We start from the raw sequence: 17,335 nt of genomic DNA, 5'->3' as shown, positions 1-17,335 counted from the left end.
GCGGGACCGGGCGGCTCGGGAGCGCCGGTTTCGTGAAGTGGGGCGGTCGCGGGGCTACTTGGCGGTGACCACGGTCTGGTAGCTGTTGCCCTTGATGGCGTGGACCGCGGGCACCTCCAGCAGTCCGGCCGGACCGCAGTCGGCGAGGACGATGTGTCCGTCACCGCGTTCGAGGACGAATCCCCGCTCCTGCTGGATTTTGTCGGCCCCCGGATACGCGAAATCCTCCACCGCGTGTCCCGGGGCTTCACAGGCCACGGCGTGCACCGGGACGGTCTCCGATTCGCCGGGGGCTCCCATCGTGTGGGCGGAACCGGCGGCCACCATCCGGGAAAGCACTCTCATAAATGTCCCTCGCCTTGAGTTCATGACATTGCGGGTCATGCAACTGGCCTGCACCACAAGCCGCGTTGACGATCAGTTGGCCGGACCGGCCCGCAATCCTGACACCCGCACACACCGCAAACAACAGTGATCCGAGCCACACACTTCAGCCCCGAAAACCGCTGATCCCCAAGGTGAACAATCGATGAAAACGGAATTTCCCTTCAGGTATCGGAAAGGAAACTGGAGTTGGCCAGGTGTCGATTGTGAAAGTCGTGACGAGCCGATGAGGATCAATTCGACCGCATGGGACCTGGCCGCCACTGAGGGTCAGTCAAGGCCGCGGCGCAGGCCGTGCCGTCCGGTCCACCGTCCGGGCTGCGCCCCTTCCTGGAGATCGGGCTCCACAAGGCGCGTCAGCGGGATGCCGACGCCGCCGCCCACGTCGCCGGGATCAACGCCCTGCTGCTGGCCGCCCACAAGTCGGCGTCGCTCGCCCACAAAGAACGCCGCCGACGCCCAGAAGGTCGCCGCGGAAGCCCGCAAGGACGCCGCCAAGGCCGTCGAGTGGGCGAACAAGGCCAAGGCGTCGTCCGACCAGGCCGACGAATACGCCCAGCAGGCCGACGCGTCCGCCGACGGGGCGGCATCGTCCGCCGAATGTGCCGCGCGGTCCGCGCGGACAGCCAGGGAGGCGGCCACTGCGGCGCGGCGGGACGCCCAGTCGGCGGCCCGCTCCGCGGAACGCGCCCAGCACTCCGCGAGCGTCGCCTACGGCTACCCCGTCGAGGCCAACACCTCCGCCTGCAACGCCGGTGTCTTTGCCGAAGCCGCGGGCCAGGACGCCGACGCCGCGGCGAAGGCCGCGACCGAGGGCAGTTTCCACTTCGACCACCACTTCGACCACCTCTTCACCGAGGACATCGCGGACCAGATCCACGGCTACTGCGTGGCGGGGGGCGACCCGGTGGTCGCATGGGATCCCGCGACCCTGAAGAGCGCTGACTGGAGGCGGGAGATCAGGGCGGTGCGAGCTGTCCTGGACCGGGACTTCCCGCTCGACGCGACCGAATGACGGACGGACACCGTCAGGACTGCACCGAACACGTTCGTCAAGCGCCGCCCCCCACCGTGAACCCGATCACCGCCCCGCCCCCCTCCCGCCGCCAGGCGAACGGCGCGCCCCCGTGCGCGAGTGCCACCTCCCGCACGATCGACAGGCCCAGCCCCGATCCCGGCAGGGACCGGGCGTCCGCGGCCCGGTAGAAGCGGTCGAAGACGCGGTCCAGGTCGCAGTCGGCGACGCCGGGCCCCCGGTCGTGCACCTCCACCCGGATCGTCCCCTGCCGTGCCGGGCCGGAGACCACGATCTCGATGGGGGCGGTGCCGCCGGCGTCGAACTTCGCCGCGTTCTCCACCAGGTTCGACAGCGCCCGGGTCAGCATCCCCGGCCGCCCCTGCGTCGTCGTGTCGCCGCTCGCGCGGACCTCGATCCGGCGTCCGCTGCGCCGGCGCGCGAGGCCCGCGACATCCTCCGCGAGGGCGGCGACATCGACCCGCTGCGGCGGCTCGGCGTCCGACTGCCCCGCGGCCAGGTCCACCAACTCATTGACGAGGTCGGTCAGTTCGCGCGCCTCCTGGGCCAGGTCGGCGACCAGTTCCTCGCGCGTCCCGGGCGGCAGCTCGTCGATGCGGCGCAGCAGGGAGATGTTCGTCCGCAGGGAGGTCAGCGGCGTGCGCAGTTCGTGCCCGGCGTCCTGGACGAGCCGCCGCTGGTCCTCCTCGGACTGGGCCAGCCGGCCCAGCATGCGGTCGAAGGCCCGGCCGAGCCGCCCCACCTCGTCGCTGCCGGTCACGGGCACGTCGATGCCGAGCCGCCGGGTGCGGGCCACCGCCTCCGCCGCCGACGTCAGGATGACCAGCCGCCGGGTGATCCGCCGCGCCAGCCACCAGCCGAACAGGCCCGCCCCGACCACCACCGCCGCCATCAGCAGCAGCGTCCGCTGCTGGAGCGCGCGCAGCAGGTCCTCGGTGTCGCTGAACTCCTGCGCCACCTGCACCGCGCCCCGGCCGCCGCCCAGCGAGACGGTCGCGACCCGGTAGACGTCGTCCCCGACGTCGACGTCCTTGTGCTGGGCGAGCGTCCCGGCCCGCACCGCGCCCGCGACGCCCCGGTCGGCGACGGTGACCGGCAGCCCGGGACTGCCCGGGTCGACGACACGGCCGTCCGGTCCGAGGACCTGCACATCCGTACGGGCGGGCCGGACGAAGTCGTGTCCCGGCGCGGACGAGAAGTCCTCCGGGGTCATCCGGCGCTCGCTCACCTCGCCCCGCAGATCCTGCACGACCTCGTCGAACACCGACTGCTGGTCGACCCGGACCAGCCGCGCGGCGGCGCCGTAGGACAGGATGCCGACGAGCACGGTGACGACCGCGGTCACGGCTGCGAAGGACACGGCGAAGGTCGTCCGCAGCGACACGAGCCGCGGTCGCCACCGCCCCGCCGAGCCGGTCGCCCCGGCCGCCCCGCCCGCCGTGCGGCCTCGCCACCGCCCGCCCGCCGGGGAGCCGGGCCCGGCCTCGGCACCGGCCCCGGTCCCGTGTCCCGTCCCGGCACGCAGCCGGCCCCTGACCGTCGCCCCCGCCCCCCGCAGGCGGCCCACTCAGTCCTCCCGCAGCACGTAACCCACCCCGCGCACGGTGTGGATCAGCTGTGGCGCCCCCGGCTCGTCCAGTTTCCGGCGCAGATAGCCGACGTACACGGCGAGGTTCTTCGATCCCGGCCCGAAGTCGTAGCCCCAGATCCGGTCGTAGATCGTGGAGTGGTCGAGCACGATGCCCTCGTTGCGCACCAGCAGCTCCAGCAGCTCGAACTCCGTGCGCGTCAGCTCCAGCTCCCGCTCGCCGCGCCAGGCCCGTCGCGCCTGCGGATCCATCCGCAGCCCGGCCGCCTCCAGGTACCGCGCGGGCAGCGGCACCCGCTCCGGCGCCTCGACGGCGACGGCCCCGCCCGCAGTGCGCCGCAGCAGGGCGCGCAACCGCGCGAAGACCTCCTCGACGTCGAAGGGCTTCACGACGTAGTCGTCGGCGCCCGCGTCCAGCCCCGCGATCCGGTCGGCCGTCTCCACGAGCGCCGTCAGCATCAGGATCGGCGTCCGGTCCCCCTCGGCGCGCAGCACCCGGCAGACCTGGAGACCGTCGATCCCCGGCATCATCACGTCCAGCACCAGCACGTCCGGGGGCGTGCGATGGGCCTGCGCCAGCGCCTCGACGCCGTCGGCGACCGCGGTGACCCGGTAGCCCTCCAGGGTCAGGGCCCGTTCCAGGGCGTTGCGGATGGCACGGTCGTCCTCGGCGAGCAGCACTGTCTGGGGCACCCGTCCAGTGTGGCAAAGCGGGCCGCTGCCACGACCGGGCGGGCGAGCGGCCCTCGATCTCTTACTGGCCTCTCACCCGCCCGGAACAGCCGAAACGCCCCCGGCGGCACCCCGACCGCCCTCGTCGGCCACGCCTACCCGGCCGGCCGCAGCGCGGCGAGCTGCTGCTCGAACGGGACCACCTCGGCCCCGTCGAACACGGCGGCCGCCGACGTGCCCGAGGAGACCTCCGCGCGGGCCGGCCTGCCCAGCGACAGCCCGGTCATCAGCCGGACCAGTTCGCCCGCCGCCCGCTCCACGCGCTCGTCCAGCCCTTCGGCACCCCAGTCCTCCGAGGCGGCGTACACGCCGGTCGGGACGACGACCGCCTTCAGATAGGCGAAGAGCGGGCGCAGGGCGTGCTCCAGCACCAGCGAGTGGCGTGCCGTACCGCCGGTCGCCGCGATCAGCACCGGCTTGCCCGCCAGCGCCTCGGGGTCGATCACGTCGAAGAACGACTTGAACAGCCCGCTGTACGAGGCCGCGAACACCGGCGTGACCACGATCAGCCCGTCCGCCTCCGTGACCGCGTCGAGCGCGGCGGACAGTTCCCGGCCGGCGAACCCGCCCGTGAAGTTGTGCGCGATGTCGACGGCGAGCTCACGCAACTCCACGACCCGCACCTCGGCCGGCGCTTCGGCCGGCGCCTGCCGCTGCGCGGCCACGGCCAGCCGGTCGGCCAGCAGCCGGGTGGACGACGGGACACTCAGCCCCGCCGAGACGACGACGAGCTTCATGCCGCACTCACCCCTTCCTCGGCCTTCCCGGCACCTTCCTTGGCCTTGAGCAGCGAGGCGTGCACCGGCGCGTCCGGCACGTCCGCCGGCCGCCCCTTGGCGAACTCCTCGCGCAGCACCGGCACGACCTCCTCGCCCAGCATGTCGAGCTGCTCCAGCACGGTCTTCAGGGGCAGACCGGCGTGGTCCATCAGGAACAGCTGGCGCTGGTAGTCACCGGCGTACTCGCGGAAGCTCAGCGTCTTCTCGATCACCTGCTGCGGCGAGCCCACGGTCAGCGGGGTCTGCTCGGTGAAGTCCTCCAGCGAGGGCCCGTGCCCGTAGACCGGCGCGTTGTCGAAGTACGGACGGAACTCACGCACCGCGTCCTGCGAGTTCTTCCGCATGAACACCTGCCCGCCGAGCCCGACGATCGCCTGCTCGGGCGTGCCGTGCCCGTAGTGGGCGTACCGGGTCCGGTACAGCTCGACCATCTGCTTGGTGTGATCGGCCGGCCAGAAGATGTTGTTGTGGAAGAAGCCGTCGCCGTAGTAGGCGGCCTGCTCGGCGATCTCGGGGGACCGGATCGACCCGTGCCACACGAAGGGTGGCACTCCGTCCAGCGGTCGCGGAGTCGACGTGAACCCCTGCAACGGCGAGCGGAACTTGCCCTTCCAGTTCACCACGTCCTCGCGCCACAGCCGGTGCAGCAGGGCGTAGTTCTCGATGGCGAGGTTGATGCCCTGCCGGATGTCCTGCCCGAACCAGGGGTAGACCGGGCCGGTGTTGCCGCGCCCCATCATCAGGTCCATCCGCCCGTCGGCCAGGTGCTGGAGCATCGCGAAGTCCTCGGCGATCTTCACCGGGTCGTTCGTGGTGATCAGCGTGGTCGAGGTGGAGAGGATCAGCCGCTCGGTGCGCGCCGCGATGTAGCCGAGCATGGTCGTCGGCGACGAGGGCACGAAGGGCGGGTTGTGGTGCTCGCCGGTCGCGAAGACGTCGAGGCCGACCTCCTCGGCCTTCAGCGCGATGGCGACCATTGCCTTGATCCGCTCGCGCTCGGTCGGCGTACGGCCCGTGGTGGGGTCCGGGGTGACGTCCCCGACGCTGAAGATCCCGAACTGCATGGTCGCTCATCCTCCAAGTTGTTGACGGTTCAACTATACCTGGAGAACTCCCACCCGTGACCCCCTATTCCCTCCCATCTCCACGCACCCCCTACCAGCCCCTGGGAGACGCCCACCGCGGATCCCGCCCGGTCTGCCCGAGCAGCCGCTCGAACGCCGGAGCGTCGTCGGCCACCGGCACCGGGTCCCCGAACACCCCCGTCGCCCGAGCGGTCGGCGCCACCTCGGCGACGGTACGGGTGAGCTGCGCCACCACCGCCGGCGCGGCCTCCCCGTCCCCGGCGGGGCGGGCGCCCACGGCCCTGGCCAGGTCCCACCCGTGCACGGTCAGATCGAGCAGCGCCATCGAGCCGACCAGCCGAGCGGGCATCTGCCATGCCCCCGCCGTGCCCTCCAGCGCGCCCGGCGCCGCCCAGGCCGCCACGAGCGCGTCGGCCTCGTCCGCGAACCGCTCCCGCCAGTCCGGCCCCTCGCCGACCCGGTCCGGCGTGCCGGAGAAGTCCGCCGTCCCCTTGGCGGCCAGCTTCTGGAACTCCACGACCACCTGGAAGAGGTGGTTGACCAGGGCCTTCACGTCGTAGTCGGCACAGGGCGTCGGAGCGGCGAGCGCGGCGTCGGGCAGCGCCCGCACCACCGGCACGGCCCGCTCCCGCGCCATGCCCAAGAGAGCGTCGATGCCGTACCCGCCCGCGTTCCCGCTGTTCGTCTCCATGCCCCGACCGTAGGGACGCCGGGACCCGCCCCGCTTGAACAAACGCGACGTACCATCCCGCCATGGCCGCACCCCGCCGCGACACCCGAGGGATCGTCGACCCGGCCGGGCTGCTGACCCGCGTCCGGTTCCGCCGCCACCGGCCGGCCGAGCCGCTGCGCCGGTACGTCGAGACCTACTGGTTCATCGACTGGGACCTGCCCGAGCCCTACGCCTCACGCGTCGTGCCGCACCCCTCGGTGAACCTCACCTTCCAGTGGGACGAGGCCGAGGGGCCGCCCTACGGCGAGGTGACGGGCATCCCGCGCGGCCTCTACACCAGGAAGCTGACCGGACGGGGACGGGTCTGCGGAGTGAAGTACCGCCCCGGCGGCTTCCGCCCCTACGCGCCCGGCGCACCGGCGTCCCGCTGGACCGGCCGCACACTGACCGCCGAGGAGGTCTTCGCGGCCGCCGGTCCCGGCACCGCCGCCTCGATCCTGTCGTCTCCGCATGACGAGGGCCGGCGGGCCGCCCTCGACACCTTCCTCCTCGCCCTCACCCCGGAACCGGACCCCCAGGCCGACCTCGCCATGGACCTCGTCGAGGCCATCCGCGCCGACCGCACCGTGCGCCGGGTCCAGGACTTCGCCCGCGCGCACGGCATGTCCGTACGCGCGCTGCAACGGCTCTTCTCGGGACACGTCGGAGTGGGCCCGAAGTGGGTCATCCTCCGCTACCGCATCCACGAGGCCCTGGAACTCGCCGGCACCCGGCACGACGTCGACTGGGCCGGCCTCGCCGCCGACCTCGGCTACGCCGACCAGGCGCACCTGGTACGGGACTTCACCAGCACGGTGGGCACGACACCGACGGCGTACGCGGCGAGCGCGCGGACGGCGAGGGCGCCGGCGCCTTGAAGCTCGTCACCCCGTCCCGGCGTGCGAGGCTGCCCCCATGCTCGTGCTGCGCTCCGCCGCCCTCTTCCTCGTCGCCGCCCTCTTCGAGATCGGCGGCGCCTGGCTGGTCTGGCAGGGCTGGCGCGAACAGCGCGGCTGGCTCTGGATCACGGGCGGCGTCCTCGCCCTCGGCGCCTACGGCTTCGTCGCCACCTTCCAGCCGGACGCCCACTTCGGCCGCATCCTCGCCGCGTACGGCGGCATCTTCGTCGCCGGTTCGATCGCCTGGGGCATGGTCGCGGACGGCTACCGCCCCGACCGCTGGGACATCACCGGCGCCCTGATCTGCCTCACCGGCATGGCAGTAATCATGTGGACCCCCCGAGAAACCTGACCCCCACCCCCAGGGACGCGGGGACCTGCCCAGGGGCACGGGGTGCGGCCAGGGGCGCGGGGAGCGGCCCCAGGGACGCCGGGAGCGGCCCCAGGGGCGCGGGGAACTGCGCGAACACCCCCCACCACCCGCAGCCACCCCCCATCCGGAACCCCCCACCCCCCAGGGGCGCGGGGAACTGCGCGAACACCCCCACCACCCGCAGCCACCCCCATCCGCAACCCCCCACGACCCATATCCTTGACCCCGAACAACGAACCACCCGCACCACACCCACCCCGCCGAGGAGACCCCCCATGGCCCCGTCCCGCATCGCAGTGGTCACCGGCGCGAGCAGCGGAATCGGCGCCGCAACCGCCCGCAGACTGGCGAGCGAGGGCTACCGGGTCGTCCTCACCGCCCGCCGCAAGCCCCGCATCGAAGCGCTGGCCGAGGAGATCGTCGCGACCGGCGGCAAGGCCACCGCATACGCCCTGGACGTCACGGACCGCGCGGCGGTCGACGAGTTCGCGACCGCCTTCAAGACGATCGCCGTGCTGGTCAACAACGCGGGCGGAGCACTGGGCCTGGACCCGGTGGCCACCGGCGACCCGGCGGACTGGCGGCAGATGTACGAGACGAACGTCCTCGGCACCCTCAACCTCACCCAGGCCCTGCTCCCCCAGCTGATCGCGAGCGGCGACGGCACCGTGGTCGTCGTCTCCTCGACCGCCGGCCACGGCACCTACGAGGGCGGCGCCGGCTACGTCGCCGCCAAGCACGGCGCCCACGTACTCGCCGAGACCCTCCGCCTGGAGATCCTCGGCGAGCCCGTCCGGGTCATCGAGGTCGCCCCCGGCCTGGTCAGGACCGAGGAGTTCGCCCTGACCCGCTTCGGCGGCGACGAGGAGCGCGCGGCCAAGGTCTACGAGGGCGTCCCCGACCCCCTGACCGCCGACGACGTGGCCGACACCATCGGCTGGGCGGTCACCCGCCCCAGCCACGTCAACATCGACCTCCTGGTCGTCCGCCCCCGCTCCCAGGCCTCCAACACCAAGCTGTACCGGGAGAGCTGAGCCCGGCTCAGCCCTTCACGCAGACGACCTGCTTCAGCTTGGCGACGACCTCCACCAGGTCCCGCTGCTGGTCGATGACCTGCTCGATCGGCTTGTAGGCACCGGGGATCTCGTCCACCACGCCGGAGTCCTTGCGGCACTCCACGCCCCGCGTCTGCTCCTCCAGGTCCTTGGTGGAGAAGCGCCGCTTGGCGGCGCTGCGGCTCATCCGCCGGCCGGCACCGTGCGAGGCCGAGTTGAAGGACTTGTCGTTGCCGAGGCCCTTCACGATGTACGAGCCCGTGCCCATCGAGCCCGGGATGATCCCGTACTCCCCGGACCCGGCACGGATCGCGCCCTTGCGGGTCACGAGCAGGTCCATGCCCTCGTACCGCTCCTCCGCCACGTAGTTGTGGTGGCAGGAGATCTCCCGCTCGAACGTCGGCCTCGCCTTCTTGAACTCCTTGCGGACCACGTCCTTCAGGAGCGCCATCATGAGCGTGCGGTTGTACTTGGCGTACTCCTGCGCCCAGAACAGGTCGTTGCGGTACGCCGCCATCTGCGGGGTGTCCGCGACGAAGACGGCGAGGTCGCGGTCGACCAGGCCCTGGTTGTGCGGGAGCTGCTGCGCGACGCCGATGTGGTGCTCGGCGAGTTCCTTGCCGATGTTGCGCGAACCGGAGTGCAGCATCAGCCACACCGAACCGGTCGAATCCACGCAGACTTCGACAAAGTGGTTTCCTCCACCCAGCGTCCCCATCTGCTTGACGGCCCGCTCCTCGCGGAACTTCACCGCCTCGGCCACACCCCCGAAGCGCCCCCAGAAGTCGTCCCACCCGCCGGTGGCGAGCCCGTGGAAGCGTCCCGGGTCGACGGGGCTGTCGTGCATGCCCCGGCCCACCGGGATCGCCGCCTCGATCTTCGACCGCAGCCGCGACAGGTCCCCGGGCAGGTCGCCCGCCGTCAGGGAGGTCCGCACCGCCGACATCCCGCAGCCGATGTCGACGCCGACCGCGGCCGGGCAGACGGCGCCGCGCATCGCGATCACCGAGCCGACCGTCGCGCCTTTGCCGTAGTGCACGTCCGGCATGACCGCGAGCCCCTCGATCCAGGGCAGGGTCGCCACGTTCCGCAGCTGCTGGAGCGCCCCCTCCTCGACCGTGGCGGGGTCGGTCCACAGACGGATGGGTACCTTCGCGCCCGGCATCTCGACGTACGACATATCGCCCTCATTCCCCCGGAAGATTTGAAAAGCCATGAAACGCAAAACCGGCGCCAAGGTCGACGTAAAGGACAACGGACCGGCGTTCACGGCAGTGCGTGCGATACACATTGTCTCCAGGGGGAGACCGGCGACGGCAAGCGATTAACCAGCGAGAGGAGCCTGACCGTGCAGCGGAAGGCGTACGTAACCGGCGTCGCCGCGGTCCTCGCGGCCCTGCTGGCCGGCTGCACCGGCGGTTCCGACGGCGGCGACACCACGGACAGCTCCAACTCCGACAACGCGGGCGCGGCGACGGCGGCCGCCGAGCCCGGCCGTTACCGCAACCTCCCCGAACCCTGCGGCGCGCTCCGCGCGGACACCCTCGACTCCCTCCTCCCCGGCATCCGGGAACTCGCCGACGAGGAGCAGCGCGAGCAGGCCTACGAGGGCGAGCCCACCCTCACCTACGACAACGACCGCAAGGTCGGCTGTCGTTGGAAGGTCGAGTCCGCCTCGGCGACGAACCATCTCTTCGTCGACTTCGAGCGGGTGGTGTCGTACGACAACGCGGTCAGCGACGACGACCAGGCGCGGGAGCTGTTCGCGGCCGGCCGCGAGGCGGCGGACCTGCCCGAGCCCACGGCGACGGAGACGCTCTCCCCCACGGGCACGCAGTCCCCTTCGGGCACGCAGTCGCCGTCGGGGACGGGCACCCCTTCCGGGAGCGGCGCCCCGAGCGCCGCCGGCGCCCCGTCGGGCACCCCGTCCGGCACCCCCTCGGGCACTGCCTCCGGAACCCCGGGAGGCACGTCGAGCCCGACCGCCACCCCGACCGCCCTCCAGCCCCGCGTCCTCGACGACCTCGCCGACGAGGCCTTCCTCGACGACGAGCTCAGCAGCTCCGGTTCGACGGCCAAGCAGCGCACGGTGACTGTGGCGTTCCGCACGTCGAACGTCATCGTGACCATCGCGTACGAGGAGCAGCCGGCGACCGTCGGAGTCGCCCCGGACAGCAAGGAAATGCAGGACAGGGCCCGGAAACTGGCGGCGCAGCTGGCCGACTCGCTCGCCGAGTAGCGCTTCTTCGCGCCCCGCGTGAAGCGACCGAACCGAGTCCGCACACTTTCCTCACCGCGTACCGTGACCCCTCGGACCCGTTACCCGAGCGTCACGAGTGAAGGAACCATGCAGCGACGAGCACAGCGAGCCGACCAGCCCCAGCAGCGACCCCGCCGCGTTTCCCGCGCCCTCGTCGGCGCGGCGGCCGTCCCCGTGATGCTGATCGCCGCCGGCTGCTCCTCGGACTCCGGCTCCGGAGGCGACGCCAAGCAGGCGTCCGAGAGCCCGGCGGGCGCCTCCGCGAGTCCCTCGCCCACCGTGGAGGCGGCGGCGTACGGGAAGCTGCCCGAGCCCTGCTCGGTGCTGACGAAGAAGACGCTGGAGGATCTCGTCCCGGAGGCGGGCAAGTCCGGCAAGGAAGGCAATTCGGACGATGTGTCGGTCCGGGCCGGCTGCTCCTGGGACAGTCTCGACAACAACGGCGTCAAGGGCTCCCAGTTCCGCTGGCTGAACGTCTCGCTGCTGCGCTTCGAGTCCGACGCCGCACGCGGCGCGGGCGAGCAGCGGGCGCGGGAGTACTACGACAAGCAGGTCGTCGACGCCCGGTCGGTCGAGGGCGCCAGGAACACGAAGACCGAGCAGGTCGAGGGCACCGGCGACGAGGCCGCGGCCGTGCGCTACGACCTGAAGAAGAAGGAAGGCGCCTTCAAGCAGCAGACGGTGGTGGCGCGCGTCGAGAACGTCGTCGTCACCGTCGACTACAACGGCGCGGGCCTGGCCGGCGAGAAGACGCCCGTTGCCGGTGATCTGATGAAGGCGGCGCAGAAGGCGGCCAAGGAGGCGGTGGCCGCGGTCACGAAGGCGAACGGGACGGACGCCTCAAAGGCCCCGGACAGCCCCAAGTCGCCGTCCGAGTCCCCGTCCAAGTCGGCCGCGTCGTCATCCAAGTCGCCCTCGAAGAGCGGCACTTCGGCCACATCTGCGGCGAAGAAGAGCTGATCCGGAAGGTCCGGAGGATCACCGGCAGCCACCGGAAGAGTCACGGATGGGCTGACGTACACGGTCCGGCCACCCGTTCCCCGGACGCATGTGCCACCCTGTTGGGCGCGCAACAACACGCAGTGGGAGGGGAATACGGGTGGCCGCGCCACTACAGCTGACACGGATGCACCGCGTTCTCATCGGCGTGGTCGTCTTCGGTGCCGTGATCATCGCGGGCATCGGTTTCGCGGGGTCGTACGCAGCCGTACGCACCCTCGCCCTGAAGAAGGGCTTCGGGGACTTCAGTTACGTCTTCCCCATCGGCATCGACGCGGGTATCTGCGTCCTGCTGGCCCTGGACCTGCTCCTCACCTGGATCCGCATCCCCTTCCCGCTGCTGCGCCAGACGGCCTGGCTGCTGACGGCGGCGACGATCGCCTTCAACGGCGCGGCGGCCTGGCCGGACCCGCTGGGCGTCGGCATGCACGGCGTCATCCCGATCCTGTTCGTGGTCTCGGTGGAGGCGGCCCGGCACGCCATCGGCCGGATCGCGGACATCACGGCCGACAAGCACATGGAGGGCGTCCGCCTCACCCGCTGGGTGCTCTCCCCGGTGCCGACCTTCCTGCTCTGGCGCCGGATGAAGCTGTGGGAGCTCCGCTCCTACGACCAGGTGATCAAGCTGGAGCAGGAGCGCCTCGTCTACCAGGCCCGCCTGCGCTCCCGCTACGGCCGCGCCTGGCGCCGCAAGGCCCCGGTGGAGGCCCTGATGCCGCTGCGCCTGGCCAAGTACGGCGTCCCTCTCGCCGACACGGCCCCGGCGGGCCTGGCGGCGGCGGGCATCGAGCCGGCCCTCATACCCCCGGCGCCGGTTCGGCAGCTGACGGCGGCGGGCCCGACGGCCGAGGCGGCGGACGCGGCCCACGACGCCGAGGCAGCGGCCGGTCGTGCCGCCGGGCCGGCCGAGGTGGCGCCCGCCGGCGGTCGGCGTCCCGAGGGCGAGGGCCACCCGCACGCGGAGCAGCCGGACCTCGTGGCCGCGCCGGACCAGAACCCCTGGCTCCAGGCCCGCGATCCCCAGACGATCGAGTACCACGGCGGCTACGACCCCACGTACGACCCGGAGGCCGCGTACGCCCAGTGGTACGAGGAGCAGCAGCGGGCCGAGCAGTACCAGCAGCACTTCGAGGAGCCCCCGCCGGCCACCGAGCCGTCCCCCGAGGACACCGGCACCTTCCCGATCCCGGTCGGCCCGGGTCGCACCCGCGAACTGGGCGAGGGGGGCGGCACCCCGCCTCCCGACCTGACCGAGGAGGACTACTACCTGGTCTTCAAGAAGTCGATCGACGGCAGCTACCCGACCTCCGGCCAGTTCCGGGACGACGTGGAGGCCACCTACGGCACCACGCTCCCGCAGCGTGAGGCCGAGCGCATGGTCAACCGCTTCACCAACCGCCACACCGCGGAGCTGCAGGAAGACCACATCGCCTGACACGCGTACGAATCGCCTGACACGCATACGAGAGGGGGCGCCCGGTTCTCACCGGGCGCCCCCTCGTCGTGCGATGCGCCGTTACTCGCCGAGCAGGTGCCGCACCCGCTCCTGGCCCACCGCCAGCAGCAGCGTGGGCAGCCGCGGCCCGGTGTCCCGGCCCACCAGCAGGTGGTAGAGGAGCGCGAAGAACGTCCGCTGGGCGGCCTTGATCTCCGCCGGGAGCTCCTTCGGCGTGGCGTCGGCGGAGAACCCGGCCTGGACCTTGGGCACCCCGTAGACCAGGTGGGTCAGCCCGTCCAGCGACCAGTGCTCCGCCAGTCCGTCGAGCAACAGCCGTACCGACTGGCGGGAGGGCTCGTCGAGCGACTTCAGCAGCTCGGCGTCGGGCTCCTCGCGCACGATGGTCCGCTGGTCGGCGGGGACCTGCGTGTTGATCCACGCCTCGGCCTTGTCGTACCGCGGCCGCACCTCGTCGAGCGAGCCGAGCGGCTTGTCGGGCTCCAGCTCGCTGAGGATGCGCAGCGCCTGGTCGGCGTGCCCGGCGGTGATGTCGGCGACGGATGCGAGGGTCCGGTACGGCATCGGCCGCGGCGTCGCGGGCAGCTCACCGGCGGCGGTGCGCACCGCGCGGGAGTGCGCGGCGACATCGGCCGGCAGCGCGCCGCCCTCGGCGACCTTGGCGTCGAGCTTGTCCCACTCGTCGTAGAGCCGCTGGATCTCCTGGTCGAAGGCGATCTTGAAGGACTGGTTGGGCCTGCGCCGGGCGTACAGCCAGCGCAGCAGCTGCGGCTCCATGATCTTCAGCGCGTCCGCCGGGGTGGGCACCCCGCCCCGGGAGGACGACATCTTCGCCATCCCGGAGATCCCGACGAAGGCGTACATGGGGCCGATCGGCTGCTTGCCGCCGAAGATCCCGACGATCTGGCCGCCCACCTGGAAGCTGGAGCCGGGGGAGGAGTGGTCGACCCCGCTGGGCTCGAAGATCACGCCCTCGAAGGCCCACCGCATCGGCCAGTCGACCTTCCAGACCAGCTTGCCGCGGTTGAACTCGTTCAGCCGGACGGTCTCGGAGAAACCGCAGGCCGTGCAGGCGTACGTCAGCTCGGTGGTGTTGTCGTCGTAGGAGGTGACGGTGGTGAGGTCCTTCTCGCAGTTGCCGCAGTAGGGCTTGTACGGGAAGTACCCGGCCGTGCCGGAGCTGCCGTCGTCCTCGCCGGCCGCCCCGGACCCCTCCGCGGCCTCGATCTCGGCCTCGTCGGCGGGCTTCTGCTGGGGCTTCTTCCCGCCCTTGGCCTTGGTCCGGTACTGCGCCAGCACGGCGTCGATGTCACCGCGGTGCCGCATGGCGTGCAGGATCTGCTCGCGGTACACCCCGGAGGTGTACTGCTCGGTCTGGCTGATGCCGTCGAACGCGACGCCCAGCTCGCCCAGCGCCTCGACCATGGCCGCCTTGAAGTGCTCGGCCCAGTTCGCGTGCGAGGAGCCGGCGGGCGCCGGCACGGAGGTCAGCGGCTTGCCGATGTGCTCGTGCCAGGACTCGTCGACGCCGGGGACACCGGCGGGCACCTTCCGGTACCGGTCGTAGTCGTCCCACGAGATGAGGTGCCGGACCTCCAGCCCCCGCCGCCGGATCTCGTCGGCCACCAGGTGCGGGGTCATGACCTCCCGCAGGTTCCCCAGGTGGATGGGGCCGGAGGGCGAGAGCCCGGACGCGACGACGACGGGTTTGCCCGGGGCCCGACGCTCCGACTCCTCGATGACCTCGTCCGCGAAACGAGAGACCCAGTCGGTGGTCTCGGTGCTCTGAGCCACGATCGGCACGTCCTTCTTTCTGCGTCGGGCAAGCCGCTACGGTCAAGCGGCTGCGCACCCAGTCTAGGTGGCGCGGCCGCCCCTCAAGGGGCGCGGGGAACCGCGCGATCGGCCCGCACCGCTCCGCGGCCGGAAAACCGCTTCACCCCCCATGGGATACTGACCGTGTCTATCTGAACCCACGAGGAGAACGGCACCCACTCCATGGCCTCGGTCACGTCCCTCAGCGCCTCCGTCGAACAGCAGCTCGCCTCCGCTCTGACCGCCGCCCTGCCGGAGGCGGTCGCGGATCCCCTGCTCCGACGCAGCGACAGGGCCGACTTCCAGGCCAACGGGATCCTGGCGCTCGCCAAGAAGGCCAAGGCCAACCCGCGCGAGCTGGCCGGCCAGGTGGTCGCAGGGATCACCACCGGCGACGTCATCGCAGACATCGAGGTGTCCGGGCCCGGCTTCCTCAACATCACGATCGCCGACAGGGCGATCACGCGGATCCTGGCCGCGCGGTACGCGGACACGGAGCGCCTCGGCGTCCCCTACGCGGACACGCCCGGTACGACGGTCATCGACTACGCCCAGCCGAACGTGGCCAAGGAGATGCACGTCGGGCACCTGCGCTCCGCGGTGATCGGTGACGCGGTCGTCCAGCTCCTGGAGTTCACCGGCGAGAACGTCGTCCGCAGGCACCACATCGGCGACTGGGGCACCCAGTTCGGCATGCTCATCCAGTACCTCGACGAGCACCCGCACGAGCTGGACCACGAGGCCTCCGAGGTGAGCGGCGAGGAGGCGATGTCCAATCTCGACCGCCTCTACAAGTCCGCCCGCAGGCTCTTCGACTCCGACGAGGAGTTCAAGACGCGGGCGCGCCGCCGGGTCGTCGACCTCCAGGCCGGAGACCCGCACACGCTCGCCATGTGGCAGAAGTTCGTCGACGAGTCGAAGATCTACTTCTTCTCGGTCTTCGAGAAGCTGGACATGGAGGTCCGCGACCCGGACATCGTCGGCGAGTCCGGCTACAACGACATGCTCGCGGAGACCTGCCGCCTGCTGGAGGAGTCGGGCGTCGCGGTCCGCTCCGAGGGCGCCCTGTGCGTCTTCTTCGACGACATCAAGGGCCCGGACGGCCAGCCGGTCCCGCTGATCGTGCAGAAGTCGGACGGCGGCTACGGCTACGCGGCGACCGACCTCTCCGCGATCCGCGACCGCGTCTTCAACCTGAAGGCGAACAGCCTGCTGTACGTCGTGGACGCCCGGCAGTCCCTGCACTTCAAGATGGTCTTCGAGACGGCCCGCAAGGCCGGCTGGCTGAACGACGAGGACGTCAAGGCGTACCAGCTGGCCTTCGGCACGGTCCTCGGCAAGGACGGCAAGCCCTTCAAGACCCGTGAGGGCGAGACGGTCCGCCTGGTCGACCTGCTGGACGAGGCGATCGACCGCGCCACGGCGGTGGTGCGGGAGAAGGACACCCAGCACCAGCTCTCCGAGGAGGAGATCGCCGAGCGCGGCGCCCAGGTGGGCATCGGCGCGGTGAAGTACGCCGACCTGTCGACCTCCGCCAGCCGCGACTACAAGTTCGACCTGGACCAGATGGTCTCGCTGAACGGCGACACCTCGGTCTACCTCCAGTACGCGTACGCCCGTATCCAGTCGATCCTGCGCAAGGCCGGCGAGACCCGTCCGCAGCCCCATCCGGAACTCGGCCTCCACGAGGCGGAGCGCGCCCTGGGCCTGCACCTGGACGCGTTCGCGGAGGCGGTGGCGGAGTCGGCCACGGAGTACGCCCCGCACAAGATGACGGCGTACCTCTACCAACTGGCGTCGCTGTTCACGTCGTTCTACGACAAGTGCCCGGTGATCAAGCCGGAGCCTCCGAAGGACGTCGCCGAGAACCGCCTGTTCCTCTGCGACCTCACGGCCCGGACCCTCCACCAGGGCATGGCCCTCCTGGGCATCAGGACGCCCGAGCGCCTCTGAGACCGGTCCTGCGACGGCGGCACCCCTGGTGCCGCCGTCGTTCGCTCCGAACACGCGGCGCCAGGGCGCACACCTGTGCGATGCTGCGGGCGCAGACCAGTCCCTGACCACTCCGGATTCCGTGGGCCCCCTCCCGGATCGCCGCCAGGAGAGCAATGAGCACCCGAGCGCTTGCGTGGTTCACGTCGCCCCGAGCGGCCCGCTGACCG

General features: G+C 71.5%; 16 protein-coding genes. 8 read left to right on the top strand and 8 right to left on the bottom strand.

Annotation, left to right across the window (positions count from 1 at the left end; genetic code table 11):
- Nucleotides 1-54 precede the first annotated feature (54 nt).
- On the bottom strand, nucleotides 55-345 hold the full coding sequence (locus ACIP2X_RS31110; protein WP_401679365.1) for a hypothetical protein: 291 nt from the start codon (nucleotides 343-345) through the stop codon (nucleotides 55-57).
- 403 nt (nucleotides 346-748) lie between these two features.
- On the opposite strand from ACIP2X_RS31110, the gene ACIP2X_RS31105 reads away from it, so the two are divergent.
- Entirely contained in the window at nucleotides 749-1,399 is a 651-nt protein-coding gene (locus tag ACIP2X_RS31105; RefSeq protein ID WP_401679362.1) for a hypothetical protein, read from the top strand.
- 37 nt (nucleotides 1,400-1,436) lie between these two features.
- Here the strand turns inward: ACIP2X_RS31105 and ACIP2X_RS31100 are convergent, their stop codons facing one another.
- From ACIP2X_RS31100 to ACIP2X_RS31080, 5 genes are all read right to left on the bottom strand, one after another.
- Nucleotides 1,437-2,804 (bottom strand): ATP-binding protein, encoded by a 1,368-nt coding sequence (locus ACIP2X_RS31100; RefSeq protein WP_401680217.1) that lies wholly within the window; start codon nucleotides 2,802-2,804, stop codon nucleotides 1,437-1,439.
- Nucleotides 2,805-2,987: 183 nt separating this feature from the next.
- The gene (locus ACIP2X_RS31095) at nucleotides 2,988-3,701 is read right to left on the bottom strand and encodes a response regulator transcription factor (RefSeq protein ID WP_401679359.1); all 714 of its coding nucleotides are present in this window, start codon (nucleotides 3,699-3,701) and stop codon (nucleotides 2,988-2,990) included.
- A gap of 134 nt (nucleotides 3,702-3,835) precedes the next feature.
- Nucleotides 3,836-4,477: an FMN reductase gene (locus tag ACIP2X_RS31090; RefSeq protein WP_401679356.1), complete on the bottom strand. Its 642-nt coding sequence runs from the start codon at nucleotides 4,475-4,477 to the stop codon at nucleotides 3,836-3,838.
- Nucleotides 4,474-5,583 (bottom strand): LLM class flavin-dependent oxidoreductase, encoded by a 1,110-nt coding sequence (locus ACIP2X_RS31085; protein WP_401679353.1) that lies wholly within the window; start codon nucleotides 5,581-5,583, stop codon nucleotides 4,474-4,476. Before ACIP2X_RS31085 ends, ACIP2X_RS31090 begins: the two co-directional genes overlap by 4 nt.
- Nucleotides 5,584-5,674: 91 nt before the next feature.
- Nucleotides 5,675-6,295, bottom strand: coding sequence for a TIGR03086 family metal-binding protein (locus tag ACIP2X_RS31080; RefSeq protein WP_401679350.1), 621 nt, complete (start codon nucleotides 6,293-6,295; stop codon nucleotides 5,675-5,677).
- A 62-nt stretch (nucleotides 6,296-6,357) separates the two neighbouring features.
- On the opposite strand from ACIP2X_RS31080, the gene ACIP2X_RS31075 reads away from it, so the two are divergent.
- The 3 genes from ACIP2X_RS31075 to ACIP2X_RS31065 all read left to right on the top strand — a co-directional run bounded on the left by ACIP2X_RS31075 (nucleotide 6,358) and on the right by ACIP2X_RS31065 (nucleotide 8,622).
- A complete protein-coding gene (locus tag ACIP2X_RS31075; protein ID WP_401679347.1) occupies nucleotides 6,358-7,194 on the top strand; it encodes a DUF6597 domain-containing transcriptional factor in 837 nt (278 codons plus the stop codon).
- Between the two features lie 37 nt (nucleotides 7,195-7,231).
- On the top strand, nucleotides 7,232-7,567 hold the full coding sequence (locus ACIP2X_RS31070; RefSeq protein ID WP_401679345.1) for a YnfA family protein: 336 nt from the start codon (nucleotides 7,232-7,234) through the stop codon (nucleotides 7,565-7,567).
- 296 nt (nucleotides 7,568-7,863) lie between these two features.
- A complete protein-coding gene (locus tag ACIP2X_RS31065) occupies nucleotides 7,864-8,622 on the top strand; it encodes an SDR family NAD(P)-dependent oxidoreductase (RefSeq protein WP_401679342.1) in 759 nt (252 codons plus the stop codon).
- A 7-nt stretch (nucleotides 8,623-8,629) separates the two neighbouring features.
- Here ACIP2X_RS31065 and ACIP2X_RS31060 read toward each other — a convergent pair whose 3' ends face one another.
- Complete coding sequence (locus ACIP2X_RS31060) at nucleotides 8,630-9,823, bottom strand: RtcB family protein (RefSeq protein ID WP_401679339.1); 1,194 nt, start codon at nucleotides 9,821-9,823, stop codon at nucleotides 8,630-8,632.
- A gap of 168 nt (nucleotides 9,824-9,991) precedes the next feature.
- On the opposite strand from ACIP2X_RS31060, the gene ACIP2X_RS31055 reads away from it, so the two are divergent.
- From ACIP2X_RS31055 to ACIP2X_RS31045, 3 genes are all read left to right on the top strand, one after another.
- Nucleotides 9,992-10,882, top strand: a complete 891-nt coding sequence (locus ACIP2X_RS31055) for a DUF3558 domain-containing protein (RefSeq protein WP_401679336.1) — start codon at nucleotides 9,992-9,994, stop codon at nucleotides 10,880-10,882.
- 108 nt (nucleotides 10,883-10,990) lie between these two features.
- Nucleotides 10,991-11,863: a DUF3558 family protein gene (locus ACIP2X_RS31050; RefSeq protein WP_401679333.1), complete on the top strand. Its 873-nt coding sequence runs from the start codon at nucleotides 10,991-10,993 to the stop codon at nucleotides 11,861-11,863.
- Between the two features lie 166 nt (nucleotides 11,864-12,029).
- Nucleotides 12,030-13,337, top strand: a complete 1,308-nt coding sequence (locus ACIP2X_RS31045; protein WP_401679330.1) for a DUF2637 domain-containing protein — start codon at nucleotides 12,030-12,032, stop codon at nucleotides 13,335-13,337.
- An 81-nt stretch (nucleotides 13,338-13,418) separates the two neighbouring features.
- Here the strand turns inward: ACIP2X_RS31045 and lysS are convergent, their stop codons facing one another.
- Entirely contained in the window at nucleotides 13,419-15,161 is a 1,743-nt protein-coding gene (lysS, locus tag ACIP2X_RS31040) for a lysine--tRNA ligase (protein WP_401679327.1), read from the bottom strand.
- 195 nt (nucleotides 15,162-15,356) lie between these two features.
- Between lysS and argS the strand changes: the two genes are divergently transcribed.
- Nucleotides 15,357-17,126, top strand: coding sequence for an arginine--tRNA ligase (gene argS / locus ACIP2X_RS31035; protein ID WP_401679324.1), 1,770 nt, complete (start codon nucleotides 15,357-15,359; stop codon nucleotides 17,124-17,126).
- The last annotated feature ends 209 nt before the right edge of the window (nucleotides 17,127-17,335 follow it).

The sequence above is a fragment of the Streptomyces sp. NPDC089424 genome, from assembly GCF_044749345.1.
In the GTDB taxonomy this organism is placed as follows: Bacteria; Actinomycetota; Actinomycetes; order Streptomycetales; family Streptomycetaceae; genus Streptomyces.
The sequence above is the reverse complement of the archived record's forward strand: the minus strand, read 5'-3'. Positions and strand labels throughout refer to the sequence as shown.

Excerpts from the sequence above, each read along its gene's own strand:
- ACIP2X_RS31110 (WP_401679365.1), bottom strand. The coding sequence starts at position 345 with ATGAGAGTGCTTTCCCGGATGGTGGCCGCCGGTTCCGCCCACACGATG.
- ACIP2X_RS31105 (WP_401679362.1), top strand. The coding sequence starts at position 749 with ATGCCGACGCCGCCGCCCACGTCGCCGGGATCAACGCCCTGCTGCTGG.
- ACIP2X_RS31090 (WP_401679356.1), bottom strand. The coding sequence starts at position 4,477 with ATGAAGCTCGTCGTCGTCTCGGCGGGGCTGAGTGTCCCGTCGTCCACC.
- ACIP2X_RS31085 (WP_401679353.1), bottom strand. The coding sequence starts at position 5,583 with ATGCAGTTCGGGATCTTCAGCGTCGGGGACGTCACCCCGGACCCCACC.
- ACIP2X_RS31080 (WP_401679350.1), bottom strand. The coding sequence starts at position 6,295 with ATGGAGACGAACAGCGGGAACGCGGGCGGGTACGGCATCGACGCTCTC.
- ACIP2X_RS31075 (WP_401679347.1), top strand. The coding sequence starts at position 6,358 with ATGGCCGCACCCCGCCGCGACACCCGAGGGATCGTCGACCCGGCCGGG.
- ACIP2X_RS31070 (WP_401679345.1), top strand. The coding sequence starts at position 7,232 with ATGCTCGTGCTGCGCTCCGCCGCCCTCTTCCTCGTCGCCGCCCTCTTC.
- ACIP2X_RS31065 (WP_401679342.1), top strand. The coding sequence starts at position 7,864 with ATGGCCCCGTCCCGCATCGCAGTGGTCACCGGCGCGAGCAGCGGAATC.
- ACIP2X_RS31060 (WP_401679339.1), bottom strand. The coding sequence starts at position 9,823 with ATGTCGTACGTCGAGATGCCGGGCGCGAAGGTACCCATCCGTCTGTGG.
- ACIP2X_RS31050 (WP_401679333.1), top strand. The coding sequence starts at position 10,991 with ATGCAGCGACGAGCACAGCGAGCCGACCAGCCCCAGCAGCGACCCCGC.
- ACIP2X_RS31045 (WP_401679330.1), top strand. The coding sequence starts at position 12,030 with ATGCACCGCGTTCTCATCGGCGTGGTCGTCTTCGGTGCCGTGATCATC.
- argS (WP_401679324.1), top strand. The coding sequence starts at position 15,357 with ATGGCCTCGGTCACGTCCCTCAGCGCCTCCGTCGAACAGCAGCTCGCC.